Source organism: Devosia sp. YR412 (genome assembly GCF_900110945.1).
GTDB lineage: Bacteria > Pseudomonadota > Alphaproteobacteria > Rhizobiales > Devosiaceae > Devosia.
Genome location: NZ_FOFL01000001.1, coordinates 183,915 through 207,604 on the forward strand (window position 1 = coordinate 183,915; position 23,690 = coordinate 207,604).

25 protein-coding genes and 1 tRNA gene are annotated in these 23,690 nt (G+C 63.2%); 15 read left to right on the top strand and 11 right to left on the bottom strand.

Annotated elements, in window-relative coordinates; genetic code table 11:
* Window positions 1-52 precede the first annotated feature (52 nt).
* Window positions 53-250 (top strand): type II toxin-antitoxin system HicA family toxin, encoded by a 198-nt coding sequence (locus tag BM045_RS00920; protein ID WP_092180724.1) that lies wholly within the window; start codon window positions 53-55, stop codon window positions 248-250.
* Window positions 240-530 (top strand): type II toxin-antitoxin system HicB family antitoxin, encoded by a 291-nt coding sequence (locus BM045_RS00925; RefSeq protein ID WP_092179136.1) that lies wholly within the window; start codon window positions 240-242, stop codon window positions 528-530. The genes BM045_RS00920 and BM045_RS00925 overlap by 11 nt, the downstream gene beginning before the upstream one ends.
* Window position 531: 1 nt before the next feature.
* Here the strand turns inward: BM045_RS00925 and BM045_RS00930 are convergent, their stop codons facing one another.
* A complete protein-coding gene (locus BM045_RS00930; RefSeq protein WP_139198664.1) occupies window positions 532-1,455 on the bottom strand; it encodes an alpha/beta fold hydrolase in 924 nt (307 codons plus the stop codon).
* A gap of 90 nt (window positions 1,456-1,545) precedes the next feature.
* On the opposite strand from BM045_RS00930, the gene BM045_RS00935 reads away from it, so the two are divergent.
* The gene (locus tag BM045_RS00935) at window positions 1,546-2,568 is read left to right on the top strand and encodes an LLM class flavin-dependent oxidoreductase (RefSeq protein WP_092179138.1); all 1,023 of its coding nucleotides are present in this window, start codon (window positions 1,546-1,548) and stop codon (window positions 2,566-2,568) included.
* Here BM045_RS00935 and BM045_RS00940 read toward each other — a convergent pair.
* On the bottom strand, window positions 2,565-3,092 hold the full coding sequence (locus BM045_RS00940) for a hypothetical protein (protein WP_139198665.1): 528 nt from the start codon (window positions 3,090-3,092) through the stop codon (window positions 2,565-2,567). The two genes, BM045_RS00935 and BM045_RS00940, sit on opposite strands and share 4 nt — an antisense overlap.
* A 271-nt stretch (window positions 3,093-3,363) precedes the next feature.
* Here BM045_RS00940 and BM045_RS00945 point away from each other — a divergent pair, with 271 nt between their 5' ends.
* Window positions 3,364-6,015 carry a transglycosylase domain-containing protein gene (locus BM045_RS00945; protein WP_092179140.1) on the top strand — a complete coding sequence of 884 codons (2,652 nt, stop codon included), beginning with the start codon at window positions 3,364-3,366 and terminating at the stop codon, window positions 6,013-6,015.
* 83 nt (window positions 6,016-6,098) lie between these two features.
* Here BM045_RS00945 and BM045_RS00950 read toward each other — a convergent pair whose 3' ends face one another.
* The 4 genes from BM045_RS00950 to BM045_RS00965 form a co-directional block, all read right to left on the bottom strand.
* Window positions 6,099-6,782: a L,D-transpeptidase gene (locus BM045_RS00950; protein WP_092179141.1), complete on the bottom strand. Its 684-nt coding sequence runs from the start codon at window positions 6,780-6,782 to the stop codon at window positions 6,099-6,101.
* Window positions 6,783-6,844: 62 nt separating this feature from the next.
* Window positions 6,845-7,183 (bottom strand): hypothetical protein, encoded by a 339-nt coding sequence (locus BM045_RS00955; protein WP_092179142.1) that lies wholly within the window; start codon window positions 7,181-7,183, stop codon window positions 6,845-6,847.
* 62 nt (window positions 7,184-7,245) lie between these two features.
* Entirely contained in the window at window positions 7,246-7,971 is a 726-nt protein-coding gene (locus tag BM045_RS00960) for a M48 family metallopeptidase (RefSeq protein WP_092179143.1), read from the bottom strand.
* Window positions 7,972-8,287: 316 nt separating this feature from the next.
* Window positions 8,288-8,770, bottom strand: coding sequence for a DUF2852 domain-containing protein (locus BM045_RS00965; RefSeq protein ID WP_092180727.1), 483 nt, complete (start codon window positions 8,768-8,770; stop codon window positions 8,288-8,290).
* 140 nt (window positions 8,771-8,910) lie between these two features.
* Here BM045_RS00965 and BM045_RS00970 point away from each other — a divergent pair, with 140 nt between their 5' ends.
* Together BM045_RS00970 and BM045_RS00975 are read left to right on the top strand one after the other, a co-directional pair.
* Window positions 8,911-10,239: an ActS/PrrB/RegB family redox-sensitive histidine kinase gene (locus BM045_RS00970; RefSeq protein ID WP_244522831.1), complete on the top strand. Its 1,329-nt coding sequence runs from the start codon at window positions 8,911-8,913 to the stop codon at window positions 10,237-10,239.
* 38 nt (window positions 10,240-10,277) lie between these two features.
* Entirely contained in the window at window positions 10,278-10,829 is a 552-nt protein-coding gene (locus BM045_RS00975; protein WP_092179144.1) for an ActR/PrrA/RegA family redox response regulator transcription factor, read from the top strand.
* Between the two features lie 16 nt (window positions 10,830-10,845).
* On the opposite strand, the gene BM045_RS00980 is transcribed toward BM045_RS00975, so the two are convergent.
* The 4 genes from BM045_RS00980 to BM045_RS00995 all read right to left on the bottom strand — a co-directional run bounded on the left by BM045_RS00980 (window position 10,846) and on the right by BM045_RS00995 (window position 16,416).
* Window positions 10,846-11,241, bottom strand: coding sequence for a hypothetical protein (locus BM045_RS00980; protein ID WP_092179145.1), 396 nt, complete (start codon window positions 11,239-11,241; stop codon window positions 10,846-10,848).
* Between the two features lie 109 nt (window positions 11,242-11,350).
* Window positions 11,351-12,544, bottom strand: coding sequence for a class I SAM-dependent RNA methyltransferase (locus BM045_RS00985; RefSeq protein ID WP_092179146.1), 1,194 nt, complete (start codon window positions 12,542-12,544; stop codon window positions 11,351-11,353).
* Between the two features lie 62 nt (window positions 12,545-12,606).
* Window positions 12,607-15,360, bottom strand: coding sequence for an FAD-binding and (Fe-S)-binding domain-containing protein (locus BM045_RS00990; protein WP_170848319.1), 2,754 nt, complete (start codon window positions 15,358-15,360; stop codon window positions 12,607-12,609).
* A 315-nt stretch (window positions 15,361-15,675) separates the two neighbouring features.
* Window positions 15,676-16,416, bottom strand: a complete 741-nt coding sequence (locus BM045_RS00995; RefSeq protein ID WP_092179148.1) for a PadR family transcriptional regulator — start codon at window positions 16,414-16,416, stop codon at window positions 15,676-15,678.
* Between the two features lie 245 nt (window positions 16,417-16,661).
* Here BM045_RS00995 and BM045_RS19235 point away from each other — a divergent pair, with 245 nt between their 5' ends.
* Entirely contained in the window at window positions 16,662-16,796 is a 135-nt protein-coding gene (locus BM045_RS19235; RefSeq protein ID WP_280139414.1) for a hypothetical protein, read from the top strand.
* 3 nt (window positions 16,797-16,799) lie between these two features.
* Here the strand turns inward: BM045_RS19235 and BM045_RS01000 are convergent, their stop codons facing one another.
* Window positions 16,800-17,786: a complex I NDUFA9 subunit family protein gene (locus BM045_RS01000; protein ID WP_348271222.1), complete on the bottom strand. Its 987-nt coding sequence runs from the start codon at window positions 17,784-17,786 to the stop codon at window positions 16,800-16,802.
* A gap of 144 nt (window positions 17,787-17,930) precedes the next feature.
* Between BM045_RS01000 and BM045_RS01005 the strand changes: the two genes are divergently transcribed.
* The 8 genes from BM045_RS01005 to BM045_RS01040 all read left to right on the top strand — a co-directional run bounded on the left by BM045_RS01005 (window position 17,931) and on the right by BM045_RS01040 (window position 23,671).
* The gene (locus BM045_RS01005; RefSeq protein WP_092179150.1) at window positions 17,931-18,293 is read left to right on the top strand and encodes a GFA family protein; all 363 of its coding nucleotides are present in this window, start codon (window positions 17,931-17,933) and stop codon (window positions 18,291-18,293) included.
* Window positions 18,294-18,367: 74 nt separating this feature from the next.
* Window positions 18,368-18,452, top strand: a tRNA-Leu gene (locus BM045_RS01010).
* 127 nt (window positions 18,453-18,579) lie between these two features.
* On the top strand, window positions 18,580-19,194 hold the full coding sequence (locus BM045_RS01015) for a ribonuclease D (RefSeq protein WP_092179151.1): 615 nt from the start codon (window positions 18,580-18,582) through the stop codon (window positions 19,192-19,194).
* Between the two features lie 14 nt (window positions 19,195-19,208).
* Window positions 19,209-19,874 (top strand): hypothetical protein, encoded by a 666-nt coding sequence (locus BM045_RS01020; RefSeq protein WP_092179152.1) that lies wholly within the window; start codon window positions 19,209-19,211, stop codon window positions 19,872-19,874.
* Window positions 19,871-20,326, top strand: a complete 456-nt coding sequence (lptA, locus tag BM045_RS01025; RefSeq protein ID WP_092179153.1) for a lipopolysaccharide transport periplasmic protein LptA — start codon at window positions 19,871-19,873, stop codon at window positions 20,324-20,326. Before BM045_RS01020 ends, lptA begins: the two co-directional genes overlap by 4 nt.
* On the top strand, window positions 20,323-21,081 hold the full coding sequence (lptB, locus tag BM045_RS01030; protein ID WP_092179154.1) for an LPS export ABC transporter ATP-binding protein: 759 nt from the start codon (window positions 20,323-20,325) through the stop codon (window positions 21,079-21,081). The genes lptA and lptB overlap by 4 nt, the downstream gene beginning before the upstream one ends.
* Before the next feature lie 158 nt (window positions 21,082-21,239).
* On the top strand, window positions 21,240-22,751 hold the full coding sequence (gene rpoN, locus BM045_RS01035) for an RNA polymerase factor sigma-54 (RefSeq protein ID WP_092179155.1): 1,512 nt from the start codon (window positions 21,240-21,242) through the stop codon (window positions 22,749-22,751).
* Window positions 22,752-23,095: 344 nt separating this feature from the next.
* Complete coding sequence (locus BM045_RS01040) at window positions 23,096-23,671, top strand: ribosome hibernation promotion factor (RefSeq protein ID WP_092179156.1); 576 nt, start codon at window positions 23,096-23,098, stop codon at window positions 23,669-23,671.
* The last annotated feature ends 19 nt before the right edge of the window (window positions 23,672-23,690 follow it).

The window sequence follows — 23,690 nt, forward strand, 5'->3', positions numbered from 1 at the left end:
TTGTTCGTAGTTCTCCCAATCATCATGGGTCGGGAGAACCGCGATGGGCAAGCTGCTGCGCGACAGTCGGGATATCATCCGCCGTTTGGCGACGGATGGCTTCGTTCTTGTTTCCGTGCGTGGTTCGCATCATAAGTATAGGCATATCGAAAGCGGTCGAACGGTTATCCTGACCCATCCGCGCAAGGATATCCCGATCGGTACCCTGCGTTCGATCCACATGCAGGCAGGTTGGCACAATGATGCGTGACGCCCACTACATTGCCTTGATCCACAAGGACGCCGACTCCGGCTATGGCGTGTCCTTTCCCGACGTGCCTGGGGTTATTGCCGTGGCCGATACGCTGGATGATGCCATAGCTGAAGCGGCGTCCGTGCTGGATTTTGCCTTCGAAGATTGGCCCGGCGAACAGCCTGTAGCGCGAACACTCGAGGCCTTGCGCCTAGATCCGGATTTTCAGCTGGCCGCCGCCGATGCGGTGGTTGCAGCTATCAGGCCGTCAGCGCAATATTATCAGGCCGCTGAGTAATTTAGGCCCCATCCGCCAGCGCCAATATCGCCGCGGCAATCGCCGGTACGTCCCGCTCCAAAATCTCATGTCCGCGTCGATCCAGCACCATCAGGTCGGCATCCGGCGCGGTTTCGGCGATCTTGTAGCCGGCGCCGATGGGAATGATCGGGTCTTCACTGCCGTGGATCACCAGCACGGGCTGGGTGAGTTTGGCGAGATCGAGCCCGTCCAAATTTCCACCGATACGGCCGTGATTGAAGGCACTGGCCATGCTGTCGGTGCGGCCCAGCCCGGCTTCTACGCGCTGCCGCGCGCCCTCCGCATCAAACGGTACAGCCGAGCCGGCACTCAACTCTGCACTGCGCAGCAGGAAATCCGACACCGCCTTTCGGTTCGACCAGTCGAGCGCCGCCATAGCCTTGAAATGCGCCATGAACTCTGGGCCAATGCCTTCGCCCTCATAGGCGAGATTGACTGGCTCAGAGGCGATCAACGTCAGCGACTTGACGCGCTCCGGATGCTGCAAAGCCACTATCTGCCCAAGCAACCCGCCCAGCGACATGCCCACGATATGCGCGCTTCCAACTTCATAGGCGTCAAGAATGGCGATGAGATCGCCGGACATATCGGCGAGGTCATAATTGATTTCTCCCGGTAGTAGTGTGGCCGATTGGCCCGTATCGCGATGATCGAAGCGGATCACCTGATAACCGCAATCCGCCAAGGCCTTCATCAACTCATCCGGCCACCACAGCATCGAGGCCGTGGCGCCCATCACCAGCAGGATTGTGCCCTTCTCGAGCTCGCCCCAGGCCTCGGTCGCCAGGCTCGCGCCCTTGCTGCTTGCCACTGTGCGGATCGTCGGCATGTCATGCTCTCTATCTTGCTTACCCCAACCAACGCAGCGGCTCCCGCTCCGTTCAATGTTCGCCTCACCGAACAATCCGTTCCCGCTATCTGGCTTTTTCCGGCGCCTTGGTCGACATAGCTAAGCATTGTCCCCGAGAATGGGGCCGCACACGCAGGTGTCCCCATGAAAAAGATCGGTTTCCTCTCCTTCGGCCATTGGTCGCCCTCGCCTCAGTCCGGCACCCGTTCGGCCGGCGATGCGCTGTTGCAGTCGATCGATCTGGCGGTGGCCGCCGAAGAACTGGGTGCCGATGGCGCCTATTTCCGCGTGCATCACTTTGCCCGCCAGCTAGCCTCGCCCTTTCCACTACTCGCCGCCGCTGGCGCCAAGACCAAGAAGATCGAGCTCGGCACCGCCGTCATCGACATGCGTTACGAAAACCCGCTCTACATGGCCGAGGATGCCGGCGCGGCCGATCTGATCGCCGGTGGCCGCCTGCAGCTCGGCATTTCGCGCGGCTCGCCCGAGCAGGTCATCGATGGCTATCGCTATTTTGGTTATGCCCCCGCCGAGGGTAAAACCGACCAGGACATGGCCCGCGACCAGACCCGGGTCTTCCTCGAAGTGCTCAAGGGCAATGGCTTTGCCGAGCCCAATCCGCGCCCGATGTTCCCCAATCCGCCCGGCAAGCTGCGGCTGGAGCCGCACTCGCCCGGTTTGCGCGAGCGCATCTGGTGGGGCGCCGCCAGCGACGCGACCGCCATCTGGGCCGCCCAGATGGGCATGCATCTGCAGTCCTCGACGCTGAAGTTCGACGAAAGCGGCAAGCCGTTCCACATCCAGCAGGCCGAGCAGATCCGCGCCTATCGCGCCGCCTGGAAGGAAGCTGGCCACACTTATGAGCCGCGCGTCTCGGTCAGCCGTTCGATCTTTGCCCTGGTCAATGACATGGACCGCGCCTATTTCGGCTCGGGCCGGCCGGAAGAAGACCAGTTCGGCTATATCGAGCCAGAAAAGCGCGCTGTCTTCGGTCGCGGCTATACTGCCGAGCCGGAAGCCCTGATCAAGATGCTGGCCGAGGACGAGGCTATTGCTGAAGCCGATACGCTGCTGCTGACGGTGCCGAACCAGCTCGGCGTCGACTACAACGCCCATGTCATCGAGAGCATTCTGACACTGGTCGCCCCGGCGCTCGGCTGGCGCTAGGGCAGGGTGTAGCGCGAGCCGGCACAGCCGCTCGCTTTCCAGTACGCGTCGACCGGGGTAAACGCTCCGGTCGCCGCCATCTGCACTTTGGCGGCAAAAGCCATGGCCTGGCACTCGTCGCGCCCGGCGACCACATGCACCATTTCATGCAGCACGGTCAGCTCGCGCAGAGCATCGGCGCCCGGCGAAAAGAACTGCGGGCAGAGCACCAGCTTGACCGCGCCATTCTCCGGCGGAATGCGCACGAAGGCGGCAAATTGCCTGCATGAGCCGGTCGCGCCCTCCCGCATCTCGATATCGAGCCCAATCTCGCCGCCCCAATAGGACGAGCGGAACTGCTGCAAACTCAGCGCATCGCGATAGGCGGCGACATCCACGCCGAATTCTTCGCTCGAAAGCTTGGGCAAAGCCCGCTCGAACGTCGCCAGCGCATCATCCAGCGCCCGGTCGAGCGCGGTCTGGTCATTGGCGAAAGCTGGTTGCGCGATGAAGATGGCGAGGAGGGCAAGAAGCGTGCGGATCATGCCCGGCACATAACCGCGTGCATGCGGCGGCGGCAAGGCAGGGCCTGTGACACCCCCGCAACACCGCTGCGCTCCCGGTAAATCCTCACATAAACCGGCCACAATTACTCAACAGAAGAGACAGGTGATCGCGCGGGAAGCGCCTCGGCAGGGATGCCGCGCCCGCGAGACGATCAGGATCAGCCTTAACCACTCGATAACCTCTTGTTCCCTGATCTGAACGAACAGGGTAGAAGCGGGCAAAAGGCACCAGTTTTCTAAGGTCTGCTTGATGGATTTCCGCATTTCCGCCGATGACCGCGTAGGCAATCAGCCAGCCAAGGGCGCAAAGCCCAAGGCCCAGCCGCGCGCCAGCAAGGGCGAACGCGTCGAGCCGTCGATCACTGGCAATGGCCCGACCATCGGCCAGTCTATGGGCTTTTCCGTTGCCGATGAACGCCCCGCCCGCAGGACCAGCGGTTCGGGCGGTAGCGGCAAGCCGCCGAAACCCCCGCGTCGCGGCAAGGGTCAGCCGGCCAAAAAGAAGCGTTCGCGCTCGGGCGGTTTTCTCATGGGCCTGCTCTGGTGGGGCTTTGTCGCCTGCATCTGGGGCGGCATCGCTGTCATCGGCGTGATCGTCTACTACGGCGCGCAGCTCCCTTCGGCCAATACCTGGGCCATTCCCGATCGTCCGCCCAATATCCGCATTCTGGCGGCTGACGGCAGCCTGATTTCCAATCGCGGCGCCACCGGCGGCGAAGCCATCACCTATCGCGAACTGCCCTATTACGTGCCCGCGGCCATCATCGCCTCGGAAGACCGCCGCTACATGAGCCATTTCGGCGTCGATCCGCTGGGTCTCATCTCGGTGGCCATCGAATCCGTCCAGGCCCGCGGCGTGACCCGTGGTGCATCGACCATCACCCAGCAGGTCGCCAAAAACCTTTTCCTGACGCCCGACCAGACGCTGGGCCGCAAGGTGCAAGAAGCCATTCTCGCGGTCTGGCTGGAGCAGAATTACACCAAGGAAGAAATCCTCGAACTCTATATGAACCGCGTCTATTTCGGCGCCGGTGCAACGGGGATCGAGGCCGCTGCCCAGACCTATTTCGGTGTCTCGGCGCGCAATCTGTCGCTCGGCCAGGCCGCCATGCTGGCCGGCATCCTGCCTGCCCCCTCCGCCTATAATCCCAAATCCAATCCGGAACGCGCCATCGAACGCCAGCGCCTGTCGCTGGCCGCCATGGCCCGCGATGGCTTCATCACCCAGGAAGAGGCGGCCGCGGCTCAGATCGACCCGAGCCAGACCGTGCGCACCCGCGTCGCCGGTTCGGAATCCTATGTCGCCGACTGGGTCGAAAGCCTGATGACCGCCTATATCGGCGAGATCAAATCCGACGTCGTGGTGCAGACCACCATCGACTACAAGATGCAGAAAGACGCCGAGTTTATCGTCAAGGAACACGTGGCCAATGACGGCCCGAGCCGCGGCTTCAGCCAGGGTGCGCTCGTCGCCATGGATGTCGATGGCACCGTGCGCGCCATGGTCGGCGGCGTCGATTACCAAGCCAGCCAGTATAACCGCGCCGTCACGGCCAAGCGCCAGCCCGGCTCGACCTTCAAGCCCTTCGTCTATATGGCCGCCATGGAAAAGGGCTATACGCCCGACACTCTGGCCGAGGACGCCCAGTTTGAATACCAAGGCTGGAGCCCGCGCAATGCCTCGGGCAAATATGCCGGCACGGTGACCCTGCGTCAGGGCCTCGCCTATTCGCTCAACACCATTGCCGCGCGCCTCGCCATCGACGTCACCCCGCAGGCGGTGATCGATGTCGCGACCCGCATGGGCATTTCCTCCCAGTTGACCGCCGTGCCCTCGATCGCACTCGGCACCCAGGAAGTGAACCTGCTTGAGCTGACCTCGGCCTATGCCCCCTTCGCCAATGGCGGCATGGGTGTCATCCCCAATGTCATCACTTCCATTCAGGCCAAGGACGGCACTTCGCTCTACCAGAGTTCCGACGCCGGCCCCGGCCGCGTGGTCGCCCCGAACATCCTGGCCGAAATGAACGACATGCTGGAAACCGCGGTCGAAGTGGGCACCGGCAAGGGCGCCAATCTTGGCGGCTGGGAATTCGGCGGCAAGACCGGCACGTCGCAGAATGCCCGCGATGCGCTGTTCGTCGGCTATACCTCGGCCATGGTCACCGGCATCTGGCTGGGCAATGACAATGACACCAAGACCACCCTGTCGGGCGGTAACGTGCCGGCTGCCATTTGGTCCGAATTCATGACCAAGGCGCATCAGGGCAAGCAGATCGCCGCCATTCCGGGCGGTTCCTATGATGGCCAGCTCGTCGGCCAGCAGGTGGTCGATCCGGCCACCGGCCAGACCGTGACGCAATATGTCGATGCCAATTCCGGCCAGCCGGTCCAGACAATGACCGACCCGGCGACCGGCCAGCTGATGCAGCTCGATCCCGCCACCGGCCAATATGTGCCAGCGACCGCCATGTCGGCCAACCAGCCGATCCAGAGCGGCCAGATGGTTGATCCGAACGCCGGCGTCACCGGCCAGCAGATCGATCCCAATACCGGCATGCCGATCACCAATGGCGCCACCGGCTATCTGGTCGATGCCAATGGCAATCAGATCGACCCGGCCACCGGCCAGGTGGTGGGTCAGGTCGTCGGCGGCAATCAGGTGGTGCAGCCGCAGGCCGTTGACATGGGCCAGGCCCCGCTCGATCCCTCGACCGGCCTGCCGATGACCCTGGTGGTCGATCCGGCCACCGGCCAGCAGGTCTGGGTACCGAGCGCCCCGGCGCAAATACAGCCGCAGCAGATCCAGCCGCCGGCCAATCTCGGCCAGCCGGTGCCGATCGAGAATGAACGGTCCCAGCGCACGCTGATGGACCTGATCTTTGGCGGGCAACAGAACTAAGGTTCTGGGCTCAAGGCCGGGGTGACACCGAGATTGTGGAAGCGTTCGAAACCAAAAGGCCGCCCTCCCGGGCGGCCTTTGCTTCACACCACTACGATCGGCGCCCCGGGCGTTACCCGCTCATACAGATCCATCACATCCTGGAACAGCAGCCGCACGCAGCCGCTCGACACCGCCTTGCCGATGGTGGACGGGTCCATCGTGCCATGCACGCGGTAGATCGTGTCGCGATTGCCTTGATGGATATAGAGCGCGCGGGCGCCCAAGGCATTGAGCAGGCCGGGCGGCTGGCCGTTGCGATACATTTCGAGCTCCGGCTGACGATCCACCATTTCACCTGGCGGGGTCCACACCGGCCACTTGCGCTTATAGGCAATATGGCCTTCCCCGCTCCATTCAAAGCCGGCCCGGCCGAGGCCCACGCCATAGCGCGTGGCGCGGCCATTCGGCATGGTCCAGTAGAGGAAGAAATTGCTGGTATCGACGACGACGCGGCCTGCCGGCTGGCCGGTGGGATTGTCCACCTCCTGCCGCCAATAGATCGGATCAACCATCGATACATCGGCGGCGGGGACCGGATAGTCCTCCTCCGGCCGGGCGGCATACATGGCCAGCACGTCGGGTGGCACGGCATGGCGCACCGGGCCCGGCGGCAGTGTGGGCATGGGGGCGGTGGTGGCACAGCCCGCAAGGGCTAGGGCGCTGACGCTGGCCAGTCCAGCCAGCAGGCTACGGCGCGACAGGCGCGCCTGGATGAGAGACGACATGAAAACATCCTTGGCCCCGAAAGCGGGGCCGTAAGAGAAAGGGATAGGGAAGGAAGGTGTTTTCAGGCCTGCTTAGGCGGGCGTCGCGGGCTGCTGCCGAACCAGTCCCGCGCGGCTTCATCTACCCTGGCAAAGGTCTCGGGCTGGGCCGGGCAGACCGGCAATTGTGCGACGCTGACCGGAATGCCGTGATGCGCGCCGCAGGGCAGCATGATGCCTTCACCGAGGTCGATCTCGCCCCGCTGCACGCCGACGATCACCGGAATCGACTGGTTGTTCTCATCGACATGGTTCAGCACCACCATGGGCGTCGAGACATAGCGATGCGCATGCGCCATCGTCGTCCCGGCAAGAGACGCGAAGGCGAAGACCAGCGTGATCAAGGCGATGAAACGGCGCATCCCGACTGTTACGCCAAAAAATGCGGCGGCATCTGGGCAGCTTGGCCCTTTGCGGGCCGTGGCTAGGCCATCAGCTGGCGACCGTGTGCTTTCAGCCACGCCCGCCCCCGGTCCATGTCCGGCATGGTGCGCTTTACCGTCGCCCAGAAGGCGGCTGAGTGGTTCATTTCCACCAGATGCGCCACTTCATGCGCCGCCACATAGTCGAGCACGAAGCTTGGCGCCAGGATCAGCCGCCAGTTGTAGTTGATATTGCCACTCGACGAACAGGAGCCCCAGCGGCTCTTCTGCTCGCGCATCCTGATCGCCTTGATGGTGACGCCCAGCCGCTCGGCATGTATCGCGCTGCAGGCTTCGAGATCGGCCAGCGCCTCGTCCTTCAGCCAGTCGGTCAGCCGCCGCGCCTGATGCGCCGCATCGCCGGGCACCAGCAGGACTTTTTCGCCATCTATCTCCGCCACTTCCACCCGCCCGCGCACCCTGCCGGTCGCCACCACGCGATGATCGACGCCGCGCAAAGGCACCAGGCTCCCCTCGGCAAAACTGGTGGCCTCCGGTACCCGCTTGATCCGCGCAGCCAGCCAATTGTGGTGTCGCGACAGGAAGGCCTCTGCCTCGGCCCATTTGCCATGCGGCGGCAGCGTCAGGACCGGCCCGGTTGCAGGCAGCGACAGCCGATAGCTTTTCGACCGCGCATTGACCTTGACGGTCACCGAGACCGCAACGCCATCGATCTCGATGATGGTACTAGTTGGGATTTTGGGCTTGGGGCGGAAAAACAGGTTCATGGGGCTCTGGGTGTGAGTCGGATGATTATAGCGGGAATTTTTTGAAGTGGCGCACCGGACGATTAGTCGACCACCCTCCCCCTTGAGGGGAGGGAAGCGAGATAGGACTTAGCCTCGCTAAGTCCGTCATCGAGCAGGAAGGGGGGTATCGTTCCATAAGCTCAGCGCTTGTGGCCTACCCCCCTCCCTTGATCCCTCCCCTCAAGGGGGAGGGTGTCGACTGAAGCACCCCCCAAACAAAAATGACGCCCCTTGCGGGGCGCCAGTTCGTCGTTGGAACGACTTCTCAGGAGGGATAGTCTGGCTGCGGCCCGCCTTAGCCGTTATTGCCCCAGCCATTGTTGTTCTGGTCGCCATTGTTCTGCGTCGGGGCGTCATAGCCCTGGCGCGAACCGCGGCGCTCGTTCATGAAGCGATCGAATTCTTCGCGATCCTTGGCCTTGTTGAGATTGGCCATATATTCGTGGAAGGCGTCGATTTCGGCGTCGAGGCGGGCGCGCTCTTCGTCGAGACGCTTCAGCTGTTCGGCGCGATAGTCGTCAAAGGCTGCATTGCCGCTCGAGTTCATGCCGTAGCTCCGATGGTTGGTCCAGTTGCGATGGGCGCCCTTGTTGGAGCTGCACCAGCTCTTGCCCTTGTTCCAATAGGCCTGCGCCTTTTCCGGCGAGCCGCCGAACTTTTCGCCCCACAGGATATAGCCGAGGACGGCAAGGCCAAGCGGCCAGAACAGGATGAAGCCGCCCACCATGAGGGCGATGGTCAAAGGCGACCATTGAGGTTTGATAATTGCAGTGTTCATTTTCATTCTCCCAGTCACGATGATCCATACGTGGCCCGTACCGGGGTAGGATCAATGCTGTGCCTGTGGTTTTTTGGTCTTGAAATGCAGTTTTTCCCTTACTATGGCGGGATCAGATTTTGCCCCGAAAGGGCCCAGACATGCCCATGACCCAGGCCGATGGCCTCCCCTTGCCCTCGACCTGGCGCCCGTTGCGCCTGCAAACCCTGGTGCTGATCCGCTGGCTGGCGGTCGGTGGGCAGGCAATCGGCGTGCTCTTCGTGGCCTTTGGCCTCGGCTTTCCGCTGCCGCTGTTTGAATGTTTCGCGCTGATCGCGCTCTCGGCCGGGGTCAATATCTGGCTGGTGCTGAAGCTCGGGAACTCGCATCGCCCCACGTCGCTGCAGGCTGCCAGCCAGGTCGCCTTCGATCTCTGCCAGCTCGGTGGCCTGCTGGCTCTGACCGGCGGCTTGCAGAATCCCTTCTCGCTGCTGCTGCTGGCGCCGGTTTCGGTTTCCGCCACCACGCTGCCGCAGCGGGCCACGGTGTTCATTGCCCTGCTGGCCGCAGTGATCGCCTCGGTGCTGTCCGTCTGGCATCTGCCTTTGCCGTGGAGCCCGGTCGAGCGCATTGTCTTCAACCGCATCTATGTTATCGGCATCTGGGTCTCGATCATCTGCGGCGTGGTCTTCATCTCCGCCTATACGATGCGCGTCGCCCATGACGCCCGCCAGATCGCCGATGCACTCGCCGCCACCGAGCTGGCCCTGTCGCAGAAAGAGCGCCTCTCGGCGCTCGATGGCCTGGCCGCCGCTGCCGCCCATGAACTGGGCACGCCGCTCTCGACCATTGCCCTCGCCGCCAAGGAAATGCGTGCCGAGGCCGAGCCGGGCAGCGACCTCGCCGATGACGTCGAACTGATCATCGCCCAAGCGGCGCGCTGCCGCGCCATTCTCGCCAAGCTGCGCAATCTCGGCAATGAGGGCGGTGATCCCTTTGCTGCCGTGCCGCTGACCGATCTCTTGGCCGAAGTCGCTCGCCCACATGAGGGGCATGGCAAGGCGATCCTCTTCTATTCCGAAAAGTCCGCGGGCGCCCCGCCGGTCTTCACCCGCGGCGTCGGCCTGCTCTATGGCCTGGGCAATCTGATCGAAAACGCCGCCGATTTCGCCCGCAGTACGGTGCGCGTCGAAGCGGCCTGGGACCTCGAAGCAGTTTCGGTTTCGATCACCGACGACGGCCCTGGCTTTGCCCCCGAACTGATCGCCCGGCTCGGCGAGCCCTATCTCACCAGCCGCGCTCGCGACCCGCATGGCCCCGACGCCAACAAGCCCGGCGGGCTGGGGCTTGGGGTGTTCATCGCCAAGACGCTGCTGGAGCGGACGGGGGCACGGCTGGCCTTTGAGAATATCGCCAGCGAGGGCCATGCGCGGGTGCGGATCGTCTGGCCGAGGAGTGCGGTTGAGGTCGGTGAGGGCGTGCCAAGCTAGATTTTGACCTTTTGCCCTCAAAGCCTTATGTGAAGCCCATGAGCACGATCGAAGACCTTCTGGCCACCGACCCAAGCCTGCTGCTTGTCGATGACGACGCGGCATTCCTGCAACGCCTCGAGCGCGCCATGGCGCGGCGCGGTTTTGATGTCCGCATAGCCGGCTCGGTCGCCGAAGGCCTTGCAGCCGTTGCGGAAAAGCCGCCGGCCTATGCCGTGGTCGATCTGCGGCTCGAAGATGGCAATGGGCTGGAAGTGGTTTCGGCGCTGCATACCAAGCGGCCCGATGCGCGCGCCGTGGTGCTGACCGGCTATGGCAATATCGCTACGGCCGTTACCGCCGTGAAGCTGGGCGCCGTGGATTACCTCAGCAAACCAGCCGATGCCGATGACGTGATCAATGCACTGCTCGCCACTGGCGAGGAAAAGCCTGAGCCACCGGAAAATCCGATGTCGGCCGACCGGGTACGCTGGGAGCATATCCAGCGGGTCTATGAGCTCTGCGACCGCAACGTCTCGGAAACCGCGCGCCGGCTCAATATGCATCGGCGCACGCTGCAGCGAATTCTCGCCAAGCGCGCGCCGAGATAAATCTAAGCTCTAACGCTTAGCTGCGGTTGTAGGTCAGCGTCTGGCACAGGATTGCCGCGCGGCAACCCTGGATATCAATGGTGTCGGGACCTGTCTGGGTCACGGTGGCTTCAGCACTGATGCCGCCGGCGGTCAGTGCGCCTTTCCACTCATTCGGACCCGAGGCCTTGGCCTGCATCACCTGCTTGCCGACAAAGGCCAGGTTTTCTTCGGTAGCCGAAGCGCCCTTGAGGGTTTCCAGCGTGCCGCAGAGGTCGGTGCCGTCACCGCAGAGCGAGAAGGTGAAGGACGTGCCGTAGCTGTCAACGAAGGTGCCCTTCGGATCGAAGGCGGCAGCGTCCTGGGCGAAGGCGGGCATGGCAGCACTGGTGCACAGCGCGGCGATTACGAAAGTCGTCTTCAAGAATGTCATTGGATTCTCCAAAGCAACAACGCCCGCCCCACGCAGCCGCTACTTGATTGTTGATGAACCCGCAACGCTTGTCGAACCAAGTCGGTTGCGTTGCCGTCGCAATCAGTCACTAGCGGCGAAATGTGGCAGCAATTTCAATATGCGTCGATTGGCTGAATTGGTCCACTGCCACGAGGTCGCTCATTGTATAGCCGCCGGCGATCAAAATCGCCGCATCGCGCGCAAAAGTCCGCGCATCGCAGGCCACCATCACCACGGTTTTCACCTTGGATTTGGCGATCTCCTTGACTTGCGCCTCGGCGCCGGCCCGCGGCGGATCCAGCACCACGGCCTCATAGGGCAGCTCGAACTGGGTCAGCGGATCGCGGAACAGGTCGCGCGCCTTGGCCGTCACCTCGCGAATGCCCTTGGTGAAGCGCCGCGCCTTGTCCAGCGCCGCAATGGCCGGCTTGTCGCTGTCAAAGGCCATCACCGGCCGCTGTTCCGCCAGCCGCAGCGCAAACGGCCCGACGCCGCAGAACAGGTCGGCCACCGTCTTCGCCTTGCCCACGGCATTGACGACGTATTCGGCCAGCACATTTTCCGCGGCTTCTGTCGCCTGCAAAAAGCTGCTCATCGGGATTTCCACCCGCGCCTTGCCCATTTCGACAATCGGCGGCTGCGCCTGCAGCACCATCTCGCCATTCATCGACAGCCGCGCCAGCTTGAAGCGCCCGACCAGCGGCGAGACGCGATCCATCCGCGCCTGCTTCTTTTCGGTGCGGATCACCACGTCGAGCCCGCTCAGCGTCGCGGTAAACGCGACATCGCTCTCGCCGACGGCCTGCATTACCGCGCGCGTGATTTCCGGCGCTCGCGCCAAAGCCGGCACAAGGATCGGGCAGCGCTCTATGTCATGCACCTGATGGCTCCTGAGCCGCATATAGCCGGCGCCTTCCTGCCGCGCATGCAGCGTCGCCCGGCGCCGTCCATTTCCGGCGGCGTCGATGAAGCGCGTGACCTTGCTGTCGATCCCGGCAAAATGCAGCGGCGTTTCCACCAGCGCCGTCTTGAAGGCCTCGTAGCTCGGCCTGTCCATATGCTGCAGCTGGCAGCCGCCACAGGCGCCAAAATGCGGGCAGAAGGGTTCGGCGCGGTTTTCCGCCGGGCTGATCACGCCGACCAGCGTGCCACGCTCGCCATCGGCCTCGATCTCCACCCGCTCGCCCGGCAGGGTCAGCGGAATGAAAATTTTCTTGCCGTCAATCTCGGCGACACCCTCGCCCTTGTGGCCGAGGCTGGAAATCGTGGTGGTGAGGGTCATGGATACTCAAGGGCTTGCTGGCGCCTGCACTACCGCGTTTCCGCGCAGACGTCACCCCATGCTCAATGCAACGGCCGGCTCGCCCATTCGAGGAGACTCGCCAGTCCCACAAATGGCACCCCGGCATGCTCGCTCAACCCCGAGGCACACGTGCTGACCGTCGAAACTCCCAACGTGCAGCCTGCCGGTATCTCGGCCTTGGCAAACCGCGTCGCATGCGCGTTGAGTTCGGGGAAGAACAGCCCCTTGTCGCCGGCATAGCCGCAGCAGGTCACGGACTTCAGCACCGCGATCTGCTCGGCACAGGCCCGCGCGATCGCCTCGGTCATGGGCTGTTCGGCCAATCTTTGTGCCGAGCAATTGTGATGCACCGCGACGCTGGGCAATTTCCGCGTGATGCTGAGCTTCGGCAGCACCTGGCTGAGCAGAAACTGGCTCGAATCCAGCACCGGCGCATCGCCCGGAAACTCCTTGAGATGCTTGGCGCAGGTGGAGGCATCCGTCACGACGCTGAGCCGTCCCGCCTCCGACAGCGCCGAAAGCTCCTTCTTCAGCGCACCGCCAACCATGGCAGCCTGCTCCGGAAAGCCCTTCGACTGAAACGGCTGGCCGCAGCATTGCCCGTTGAGATGCTCGGGCATCAACACATCGAAGCCCGCCCGCTCAAGCAGCGCCAGCACCGCGTCCGGCACCGCCAAGAGGTCATGCTCGCTTTTCGGCGCCCCAAACATCCGCGTCGCGCAGCTCGGGAAATAGACGATCCGTTCCCGCCCGCTCTGTGCCACCGGCTCCGGCGCCCCCGGCCCATGCCGCAAAGCCCGCGACACTCTTGGGACGCGCTCGCCCGTCACGTGCCTTGCGGTGTCAGTGATCGCCTCCATGGCCGCCGCCGGGACCACATTCCGGGCCATATCCGCGATGCCAACCCCGCCCCGCATCATGCTCTCAACCGCCCCGCGATGATCGGCTACAAACCCGGCCACGCCGCGCGCCGTACTGCCGCGCCGCCGTTCGCGCTGTCCGATGATCATCGTCCCGGTCTCGATGTCCACCGGGCAGCGGATGGAGCAGAGATTGCAGGCCGCGCAGGTATCTAGCCCGGGATACTGGAAATCCTCATCCAGCCGCTTGAGCCGCGCCGGGTCTTCGCCGGAGGCCCGCAGCCGCTCACGCTCGCGCGTCACCGCAATGCGCTGGCGCGGCGACAGCGTCATCTGGTGGCTCGGGCAGGCCGGCTCGCAGAAGCCGCATTCTATGCAGAGGTCCACCAGCTCGTCGGCCGGCGGCATGACCTTGAGGTGCTTGATATGCACCTTGTCGTCCCGGTTGAGCAGCACGCCCGGATTGAGCAGGTTCTCCGGGTCGAACAGCGCTTTTATGCGCCACATCAGCCCATAGGCCTTCTCGCCCCATTCCGCCTCGACAAAGGGCGCAATGGCGCGGCCGGTGCCATGCTCGGCCTTGAGCGATCCGCCATATTGCACCGAAACCAGCTGCGACAGCTCCCGGTTGAAAACGTCGAATTTCTCCGCCGCGCCGGCTTGGGCGAAATTGTCGCTCATCTGGAAATGCAGATTCCCCGCCAGGGCATGGCCGAAAATGATCGCATCGTCATAGCCATGCGCATCGAGCAGGCTGCGCATATCCAGCACGAATTCGGCAAGCCGTTCGATCGGCGCCGCCACATCTTCGGTCAGCATCGACGTGCCCTTGGGCCGCGCCGCGCCACCCGAGGTGAAAAAGCCCTTGCGGATATCCCACAGCGCCATGCTGCGTGCCGCGTCGGTCGACAGATCGATATGCGAGGCGCCATGCCGCTGGAGAATGGCCACGGCCTTAGCCAGTTCGACCTCCAGCGTCGCTGCATCAGGCGCCGTCACGTCGATCAGCACGGCCGGCGAGCTCTCCGTCAGCCACGGCAGCAACGGTGCCATCGGCGCCAGATGCTCCACTGTCGCCAGCGCCCGCCGCTCGATATATTCGGCCGCGGTAATGCCCTGGGTGACATGCACCCCGCCATTGGCCATCTCGATAATCGCCCGGCCCGCCGATTGCGGATCGGGAAACGGCACCAGCCCCGTCGCCTTGAACGGATGTTCCGGCACGGTGTTGTAGGTGACCTCGGAGACGAAACCGAGCGTACCCTCCGAACCCACCATCAGGTGAATCAGGATATCCAGCGGGTCGTGGTAATCGACCAGCGCATTGAGCGAATAGCCGACGGTGTTCTTGATCCTGTATTTCTTGCGGATCAGCGCCACGAGGTCCGCGTCGGCCATCACCTCGTGGTGCAGCTGATGCAGACCCGCCAGCATCTCGGCATGGCTGACGCGGAAGGCATCGCGGCTCGCCGCATCGCCGCTATCCAGCATCGTGCCATCGGCGAGCACAATCCGCAGCCGCGCCATGGTGTGATAGGTGTTCTGCGCTACGCCGCAGCACATGCCGGATGAATTGTTATTGACCACGCCACCGATCTTGCAGGTCGCCTGGCTCGCTGGATCCGGCCCGATCTTGCGGTCATGAGGTTTCAGCGCGGCATTGGCCTGCGCCACGATCACCGCCGGCCCTAGTGTGATCTGCGCGGCGCCCGGATGGATCTCGAGTTTGCGCCAGCCATCACCCAGCACCGCCAACACCCCGTCTGTCACCGCCTGCCCGGAAAGCGACGTCCCCGCCGCCCGGAAGGTGATCGGCAGCTTCTCGGTCCGCGCCGCCGCCATCACCGCGCGCACCTCGTCTTCGCTATTGATGAACACCACCACGGCTGGGATCAGCCGGTATGAGGACGCATCCCCGCTCCAGGCATAGGTCATCAGAGGATCGGTATGAATTCGGCCTCGCACCTTGCCCTTGAGCCGCGCCGCAACGCGCTCGCCAGCGGCTTGCCGATCGGGGGATTGGGTGTGGAGAGGGCTGGGAAGTGTCGTGGCTGGCTGCATGCGAACGAGACTAACATGTTAGTTGTGACCGCGAAAGCCGCCGCGACCAACACCCCCACCCGACCCTTCGGGGCCACCCTCCCCACAAGGGGGAGGGATGAGAGGCATCGAGTTCGCTGGACGCTGGCTTCCCTCCCCTGAATGGGGAGGGATTGAGGGTGGGGTGATGGATAGCCCCGACGCCCGTGACTAGATATCCACCTCATCCTCGCCCAGCGCCGCAATCTCGGCTGCAGCGCGCTTCAGAACTTCCGCCGCCGCCCGCTGCTGGTCCTCGCTGCCGCGCTTGGCCGTCTTGATCGCTTCCTTCAGCGCCCGCCGGGCATCATTGAGCTCGGGCACCACACCCGCCATATCGCGATCCACGTCCGGCCGCGGACCCCAGCCCGGGCCATGGCCGCGATGCGGTGGGCGATTGCCGAAGTCTGGACCCTGGCCCTCCTCGCGCCCGCCAAACGGCCAGTCGGCCTTGGCGAATTCGCGGAAGCGGTTCATCTGCTCGCCGGCCTTGGCCAGAAAGCTCAGCGTCGATTCGATCGCCTCGCGATTATCGCTGAGATGCGCGCGGCCCTCTTCGGTGATCGTATAGAGCTTCTTGTTGCCATCGGCCTGCGAGGTCACATAGCCGGCTTCCTCGAGAAAGGTCAGCGCCGGATAGACGATGCCGGGGCTCGGCGTATAGAAGCCGGCCGATTTTTCCTCGATCGCCTTGATCAGGTCATAACCATGCCGCGGCTGTTGCTCGATCAGATAGAGCGCCACGAGCCGCAGGTCGCCCGAGGCCAGCATGCGGCCGATGCGGAAATTGCCGCCCATGTTGCTCCAGCCCTCGCCGCTTTCCACGCCCTGCGCAAAGCGGCCCCAGCCGCGCCGTGCCATGGCTTCCATCCGCCGCCAATTGGGTTCGCCGTCCCTGAAATAGTTTCCCATGATGGGTCTCCGATATATCTCACGTTGCACTGACTAGAAAGATCGGCGCGCATTCCAGCAATTTCAAGATATATCTTATGACTTATCGCCGGCCGCAGGCAAAATCGCTCCGGTGGAGCGATTTTAGGCGGGAAGGCCACGAGACCTATGGTCGAGTGGCAGGTTACCACCCATCGCACGGCTTGCAGCCGCGCAGGCTCGGGCGCATGATCCCCCATGGAGCATTCCATCCTGAGGAGGAGATGATGACCCAATCCAAACCAGCAGCCAAACAGACACCAAAAAGCGAAAAGCCCGCACGGAAGGGTCCGGTCGGGCTTTTGCTCTATGGCGCTTTGACCATCCTGGGCGGCCTCGCCCTGGTCCTGGTCGCTGAATAAAACTTAGAGAATTGGCGCCGGGGCATTGTCCCGGTCGAACTGGCCGTGCTTGCGGAAGCGATAGAGATAGCTCGGCAGGATGGTGTCCATCGCCGTCGGCGTGATGCCGAAGGCGGCAAACGTCCGCTTGTCCTTGATCGCAGCGTCGGAGACGACATTGTCGACGCCAAGCAGCTCGACCTGATCGGCAGTCAGCAGCGGCGGGAAGGGCAGGATCGCAAAGGGCAGCGCCAAGAGCTTGGCAATGCCGGCCGGCACCGGCAGCATCGGCCGCTTGCGGCCGGCCTCGCGCTGCACGCGGGCCATAATGTCCTTATAGGTCTCGACCTGCGGCCCGCCCAGCTCATAGATCTTGCCGGCCTTGACCTTGCCTTCGGCCGCGGCGGCAAAAGCCTCGGCCACGTCGCCGACATAGGCCGGCTGGAAGCGTGTCGCGCCGCCGATCAGCGGCAGCACCGGGAACATGCGGGCCAGCGTGCCCATCAGGTTAAAAAATCCATCGCCCTGACCAAACAGGATCGAGGGCCGCATGATGATGGCATTGGGGAAGGCTTCCAGCACCGCCACTTCGCCATCGAGCTTGCTCGACGCGTAGTCGCTGACACCGGCCGCCAGATCGACGCCCAGCGCCGACATATGCACCAGCGTTGTGACGCCGGCAGCCTTGGCAGCCTCGGCGACATTGCGGGCGCCTTCGGTATGCACGGCCTTGAAGGTCTGCACGCCGCGCGAATGGCCAACGCCTACGAGGTTGATGACCACATCGGCGCCACGCACCGCCAGCGCCACCGAAGCGGCATTACGCACATTGGCCTGGATCGGCTGCACCTGTCCGACACTGCCGAACATTTTCACCGGACCAGCAAGGTTCGGCCGGCGCGTCGCCACGCGGATGCGGTGGCCGTTCTTTGCCAGCAATTGCACGATCTGGGTGCCGACAAAGCCCGCGCCGCCAAAAATGGTGACGATTTTGGGTTCGATACGGTCCATCATGATGCTCCGGCAACAGGCGTTCTCAACGCCCCGCTTCTAACCCACGCGCCGCGCCGCTGTCCATGCCTCACGCCGGGATTCGGCTTGACTCTTGCGGATAGATGTTCTTGATTTGTTCGAATTACGCGGAGGAGTTCTGTGATGTCTGACGCCAAAACCTATCACGGCCAGTGCCATTGCGGCGCCGTGCAATACGACGTGACCACCGCGCTCGACAGCATGGGCGAATGCAATTGTTCGCGTTGCCGCCGTCTCGGCTGGGTGCTGCAATCAGCTCCGGCCGCTCAGTTCACCCTGCTCAGCGGCGCCGACAATCTCACTGAATATCGCTTCAACACCGAAAAGATCGAGCACCTGTTCTGCAAGACCTGCGGTGTCGAAAGCTTCGCCCGCGGCGACGACGGCAAGGGCAATGCCATGGTGATGATCAACGTCAATTGCCTTGAGCCGCCAGTGGCTGTCGACCGCACCACGATCCAGCATTGGGACGGCGCCAACTGGTAGGTGTTGGGAAAATGACAAAGTCGCAACAAGCGCATTGACATAGTCCCGCGCCGCCCCTAGTTACACCCCCGCTAGCCCAGATGGCGGAATTGGTAGACGCGCACGGTTCAGGTCCGTGTACCGCAAGGTGTGGAGGTTCGAGTCCTCTTCTGGGCACCAATTTTCAAAACCCCGGTCGTGACGAAAGTCATGACCGGGGTTTTGCGTTTCTGGCGGACCCGTTCGCCTTCCCATCGCCCCTTTGCTGTGGCATCAGGGTTTGGACGCACTTATTCGCGAGTATCCCATGGCCATCCGACTGCACCGCGGCGACCTGCCGGACCTGTCCCGTTACGGTCGCGAAGTGGCCATCGATACCGAGACCATGGGGCTTGATCCGCATCGCGATCGCCTCTGCGTCATACAGCTCTCGCCCGGCGACGGCAGCGCCGATGTCGTGCAGCTGCCGCAGGACGTCAGCGAAGCGCCCAATCTGGTCAAGCTCCTCGGCGACGCCAATGTCACCAAGATTTTCCACTATGCCCGCTTCGATGTCGCCGCGCTGAAAAACCGCTTCGGCGTCGTCACCGGCCCGATCTATTGCACCAAGATCGCCAGCAAGCTGGTCCGCACCTATACCGACCGGCACGGCCTCAAGGATCTGGCGCGCGAACTGCTCAATGTCGACCTGTCCAAGCAACAGCAGTCTTCCGACTGGGGCGCCGACAAGCTCAGCGACGCACAGCTCGATTATGCCGCCTCCGACGTGCTCTATCTGCATGATCTCAAGCGCCATCTCGATCGCATGCTGAAGCGCGAAGGCCGCATGGAGCTGGCGCAGTCCTGCTTTGATTTCCTCAAGACCCGCTGCGAGCTGGACCTCCTGGGTTGGGACGAGATCGACATTTTCGCCCACAGCTGAAGGCGGATCACCGCGTGAACCTCCATGCCGATGCAGCCCAGCGACAGGTGACCTATCAGCGCCTGATGGCGCGCAATCGCATCGTCTCCATCCTGCGCATCGGCGTGCCGGCGCTGGGCGCGGTGGCCTTCGTCGCATTGATCGGCCAGATCTATATCTCGAGCCTCACCGGCCGCTTTTCGGTCGGCAAGATAACCGTGACCCGCGAAAGCGTCTCCGTCGATGCCCCCGAATATGCGGGCCTCCTCGATGACGGCACGGCTTACCGCGTCTCGGCTACCGCCGCCCAGGCCGCCACCGATGCCACCGACCAGATCGCCCTCAGCGATGGCCGGCTGACCATGACCCGCCCCGATGGCGTCGTCACCAAAGTCAATGCCCTGGCCGCCGTGCTCGACACCACGCGCGAACTGGTGCTGATCAAGGAGGTTGCCAATATCGAGACCTCCGAGGGAACCCGCGGCGTCTTTACCGATTCAGTGTTTGATTTCCGCACCCAGTCACTGGTTGGGCAGGGGCCGGTGACGGTCGATTACGCCGATGGCACCCATCTGGTGGCCGAAGGCGTCAACTATGACGCGCAAGCTTCGATCTGGACATTCACCCGCGCCACGGTCACCCTGCCGGACACGCCGGGCGCCGCGCCTGCAACGAGCGACAGAAAAGACCCCACACCATGATCAAGCGCCTGCTGTTGATTATTGCCCTGGCCCTGTCCGCCCTGCCGGCCTTTGCCCAGCAGCCGGTTGAAATCACCTCCGACCTCTTCACCGTCGATGAAACCACCCGCAACGCCGTCTTCACCGGCAATGTCGTGGTCATTCACCCGACGGTGAAAGTCTGGGCTGACAAGGTCGTCGCCATCTATGGCGAGGGCGGCACCAGCGATATCGAAAGCTTTGTCGCCACCGGCTCGGTGCGCCTCGTCACCGACGAGCAGGACGCCACCGGCGATCGCGCCGTCTTCACCCCGGCCGATCAGATGCTGCGCCTCACCGGCAATGTGAATGTGGTCAATTCCGGCGGCACGGTCGCGGCCGGCGAACTGGTGGTGAACCTCGAAACCAATGTCTCGACCTTCACCTCGTCCGGCTCCGGCGGCCGCGTCACCGGGGTTTTCACCAGCCAATGAGTTCCAGTTCCGAAAAGCCGCGCATCGACCAGACCGGCTGGCTGGTCGCCCATGGCCTTGCCAAAAGCTTTGGCAAGCGCATCGTGGTGCGCGATGTCTCCATTGCCGTGCGCCGTGGCGAGGCCGTCGGCCTGCTCGGCCCCAATGGCGCCGGCAAGACCACGGTTTTCACCATGATCATGGGGCTGCTCAAGCCAGACAATGGCTTGATCAGCCTCGATGGCCGCGACATCACCCGCCTGCCGCTGTTCCAGCGCGGCCAGCTCGGCATCGGTTACCTGCCACAGGAACCGTCGATTTTCCGCGGCCTCACCGTTACCGGCAATATCATGGCGGTGCTGGAAAACCACGTGAAGGGCAAGGCCGAGCGCAAGGCCCGGCTCGAAGCGCTGCTGGAAGAATTCTCCATCCAGCACCTCGCCAAAGCCAATGCCCTGGCCCTCTCCGGTGGCGAGCGGCGCCGCGTCGAAATTGCCCGCGCTTTGGCCGCCGATCCGGTCTTCATGCTGCTCGACGAGCCCTTCGCCGGTGTCGATCCCATCGCCGTCAACGAGGTCAAGGGCCTCGTCCACCAGCTCACCCGCCGCGGCATCGGCGTTCTCATTACCGACCACGCCGTGCGCGAAACGCTCGGCCTCGTCGATCGCGCCTATGTTATCCACGGCGGCAAGGTGATGATCCAGGGCAAGCCCGAAACCATCAGCGCCGATCCCGATGCACGGCGGGTATATCTGGGCGAGGGATTCGAGCTCTAGGCTGCGGCCCGAACGTCCCGCAGTCGCAGTCCCACCTCTACTGGTATCACTTGGCACAGAACTTGCCCTGCACCTTGCCCGCTGCTCAAAAATTTGTCATGGTCCGCCCGGGAAGAGGCCGGCGACGGCAATCTGTTTGCACTGAAGGTCTGGGCTGAATGGCACTTTCGCCGCGTCTGGAATTCCGTCAGGCCCAGAGCCTGACACTGACGCCGCAACTGATGCAGTCGATCCGGCTGCTGCAGTTGAGCCATCTTGAGCTCAATGATTTCGTCGATGCCGAATTGTTGCGCAACCCGCTGCTCGAGCGCGAGGATGGCGCCGAACCCGGCGATATCGAGCCGCCGGAGCCGCCCGAGCGCAGCCAGGAAATCAGCGCCTACGAGGATACCGTCGATCGCGGCGTCCGTATTCAGGACGCTGATTCCATAGCCGATGGCTATGATACGGCCGTCGACAATGTCTTCCCCGACCAGTCGGCACAGGACCAGCTCAATCCGCAGAGCCGGCTCGACCGCAATGGCAGTAGCGAAGCCGGCGAAGCGCCCGATATCGACCAGTTCGTCGCCAGCAGGCCGCTGCTCAGCGAACATCTCGAAAACCAGTCCAACATGATCCTGCGCACCACGGCCGATCGGCTGATCGCGCGCCACCTGATCGATGGGCTCAATGAGGCCGGCTATCTCAACACGGATCTCGACGCCTTGGCCGAACAGCTCGGCGCCGAGCGCGCCGATATCGAGGCGGTGCTGGAGGCCCTGCAAGGCTGCGACCCGGTCGGCGTCTTTGCCCGCAGCGTGCCGGAATGCCTCGCCATGCAATTGCGCGAGCGCGACCGGCTTGATCCGATGATGCAGGCCCTGCTCGATAACATCGGGATGCTGGCCGAGCACAATATGGCCGGCCTGATGCGCGCCGTCGGCTGCGATCGCGAAGACCTCAGCGACATGCTGGCCGAAATCCGCCAGCTCGACCCCAAGCCGGGCCTGGCCTTCGATTCCGGCCCGGTCGAATCGGTGGTGCCCGACGTTTTCGTGCGCCGCGGCAATGACGGCGCCTGGCAGATCGAGCTCAATTCGGAAACCCTGCCGCGCGTGCTGGTCAATCGCGTCTACTATGCCACCGTCACCAAAAAGGCCCGCGATCCCGCCGAAAAGAGCTTCCTCAGCGATTGCCTCGCGACCGCCAATTGGCTGACCAAAAGTCTCGACCAGCGCGCCCAGACCATTCTCAAGGTCGCTGCCGAAATCACCCGCCAGCAGGATGGTTTTTTGACCCATGGCATCGCCCATCTGCGGCCGATGACGCTGAAAATGGTCGCCGAAACCATCGACATGCATGAATCGACGGTCAGCCGCGTCACCTCGAACAAATATATCGCCACGCCGCGCGGCCTGTTCGAGATGAAATACTTCTTCACCACCGCCATTTCATCGAGCGATGGCGGCAGCGATCACTCGGCCGAAGCCGTGCGCCACCGCATTCGCCAGCTGATCGATGCCGAACAGCTCAGCGACGTGTTGAGCGACGATACGCTGGCCGAGATGCTGAAGAAGGAACAGGGCATCGACGTCGCCCGCCGCACGGTGGCGAAATATCGCGAGGGGATGAATATCCCCAGTTCGGTGATCCGCCGGCGGCAGAAGAAGAATCTGGCTGAAGCGAGCTAGGCAGCCACGCTGCCGCATCCGAAAATCATCACGCCGCCCTTAACCGCTCGCGAAGGCTAAGGCCATTGTGAGGCGAAGTCCAAGCGATAAACGAACCCTGAAGGGCACTTGCGCATTGCGTCTCTGGCGCAGGCGGGTCTAGCATCATGGCTGTCACATACCCACGTGTGTGACAGACGTGATCCCGAAAATCCGGGAACCGGCTTTTCGAGACCTCGCGTCGAATACTGGAGCGTTTCCAGCAAAAGTGGCTGCCATTTTTGCGGTTCGGAAAGGCGACCAGGAACGATGGAGGCGTTCCGCATTGCGGGACGGCCCCCCCAACGACAAAGGAAGAGGAAGCCATGACTTTACGCGTTTCGGGAAAGAACATGGACGTTGGCGATGCCTTGCGCGGCAAGGCAGAGGATCATTTCGCCACCGTGGTCGGCAAATATTTCGACGGCGGCTATGACGGACATCTCACTCTCACCCCCGACGGCATCGGCTTTCGCGCCGATTGCGTAGTCCACCTCGATTCCGGCGCTACCCTGCAAGCCAACGCCCAGGGCGGCGACGCTACCAGTGCCTATGAATTGATGGCGCTCAATATCGAAAAGCGCCTCCGTCGCTACAATCGCCGCCTCAAGCAGCGCCCGCGCGGCATCAATGGCGCCGACGATGGTTTGACCGCCGCCTATACGGTTTTCGGCGCCTCCGATGACGTCGATGACCTGGCCGAAGACTATGCGCCGCCGGTCATTGCCGAGACCACCAAGAACCTGCGTCAGCTCTCGGTTGAGGAGGCTGTGATGGAGCTTGATCTGACCGGTGGCCAGATTGTGATGTTCCGCCATGCTGGACATGGCGGGCTGAATGTGGTTTACCGCCGCTCCGACGGCAATATTGGCTGGATCGATCCAGCCCTCGGGACCAATTGATCCGGTTTCGACGCCACAG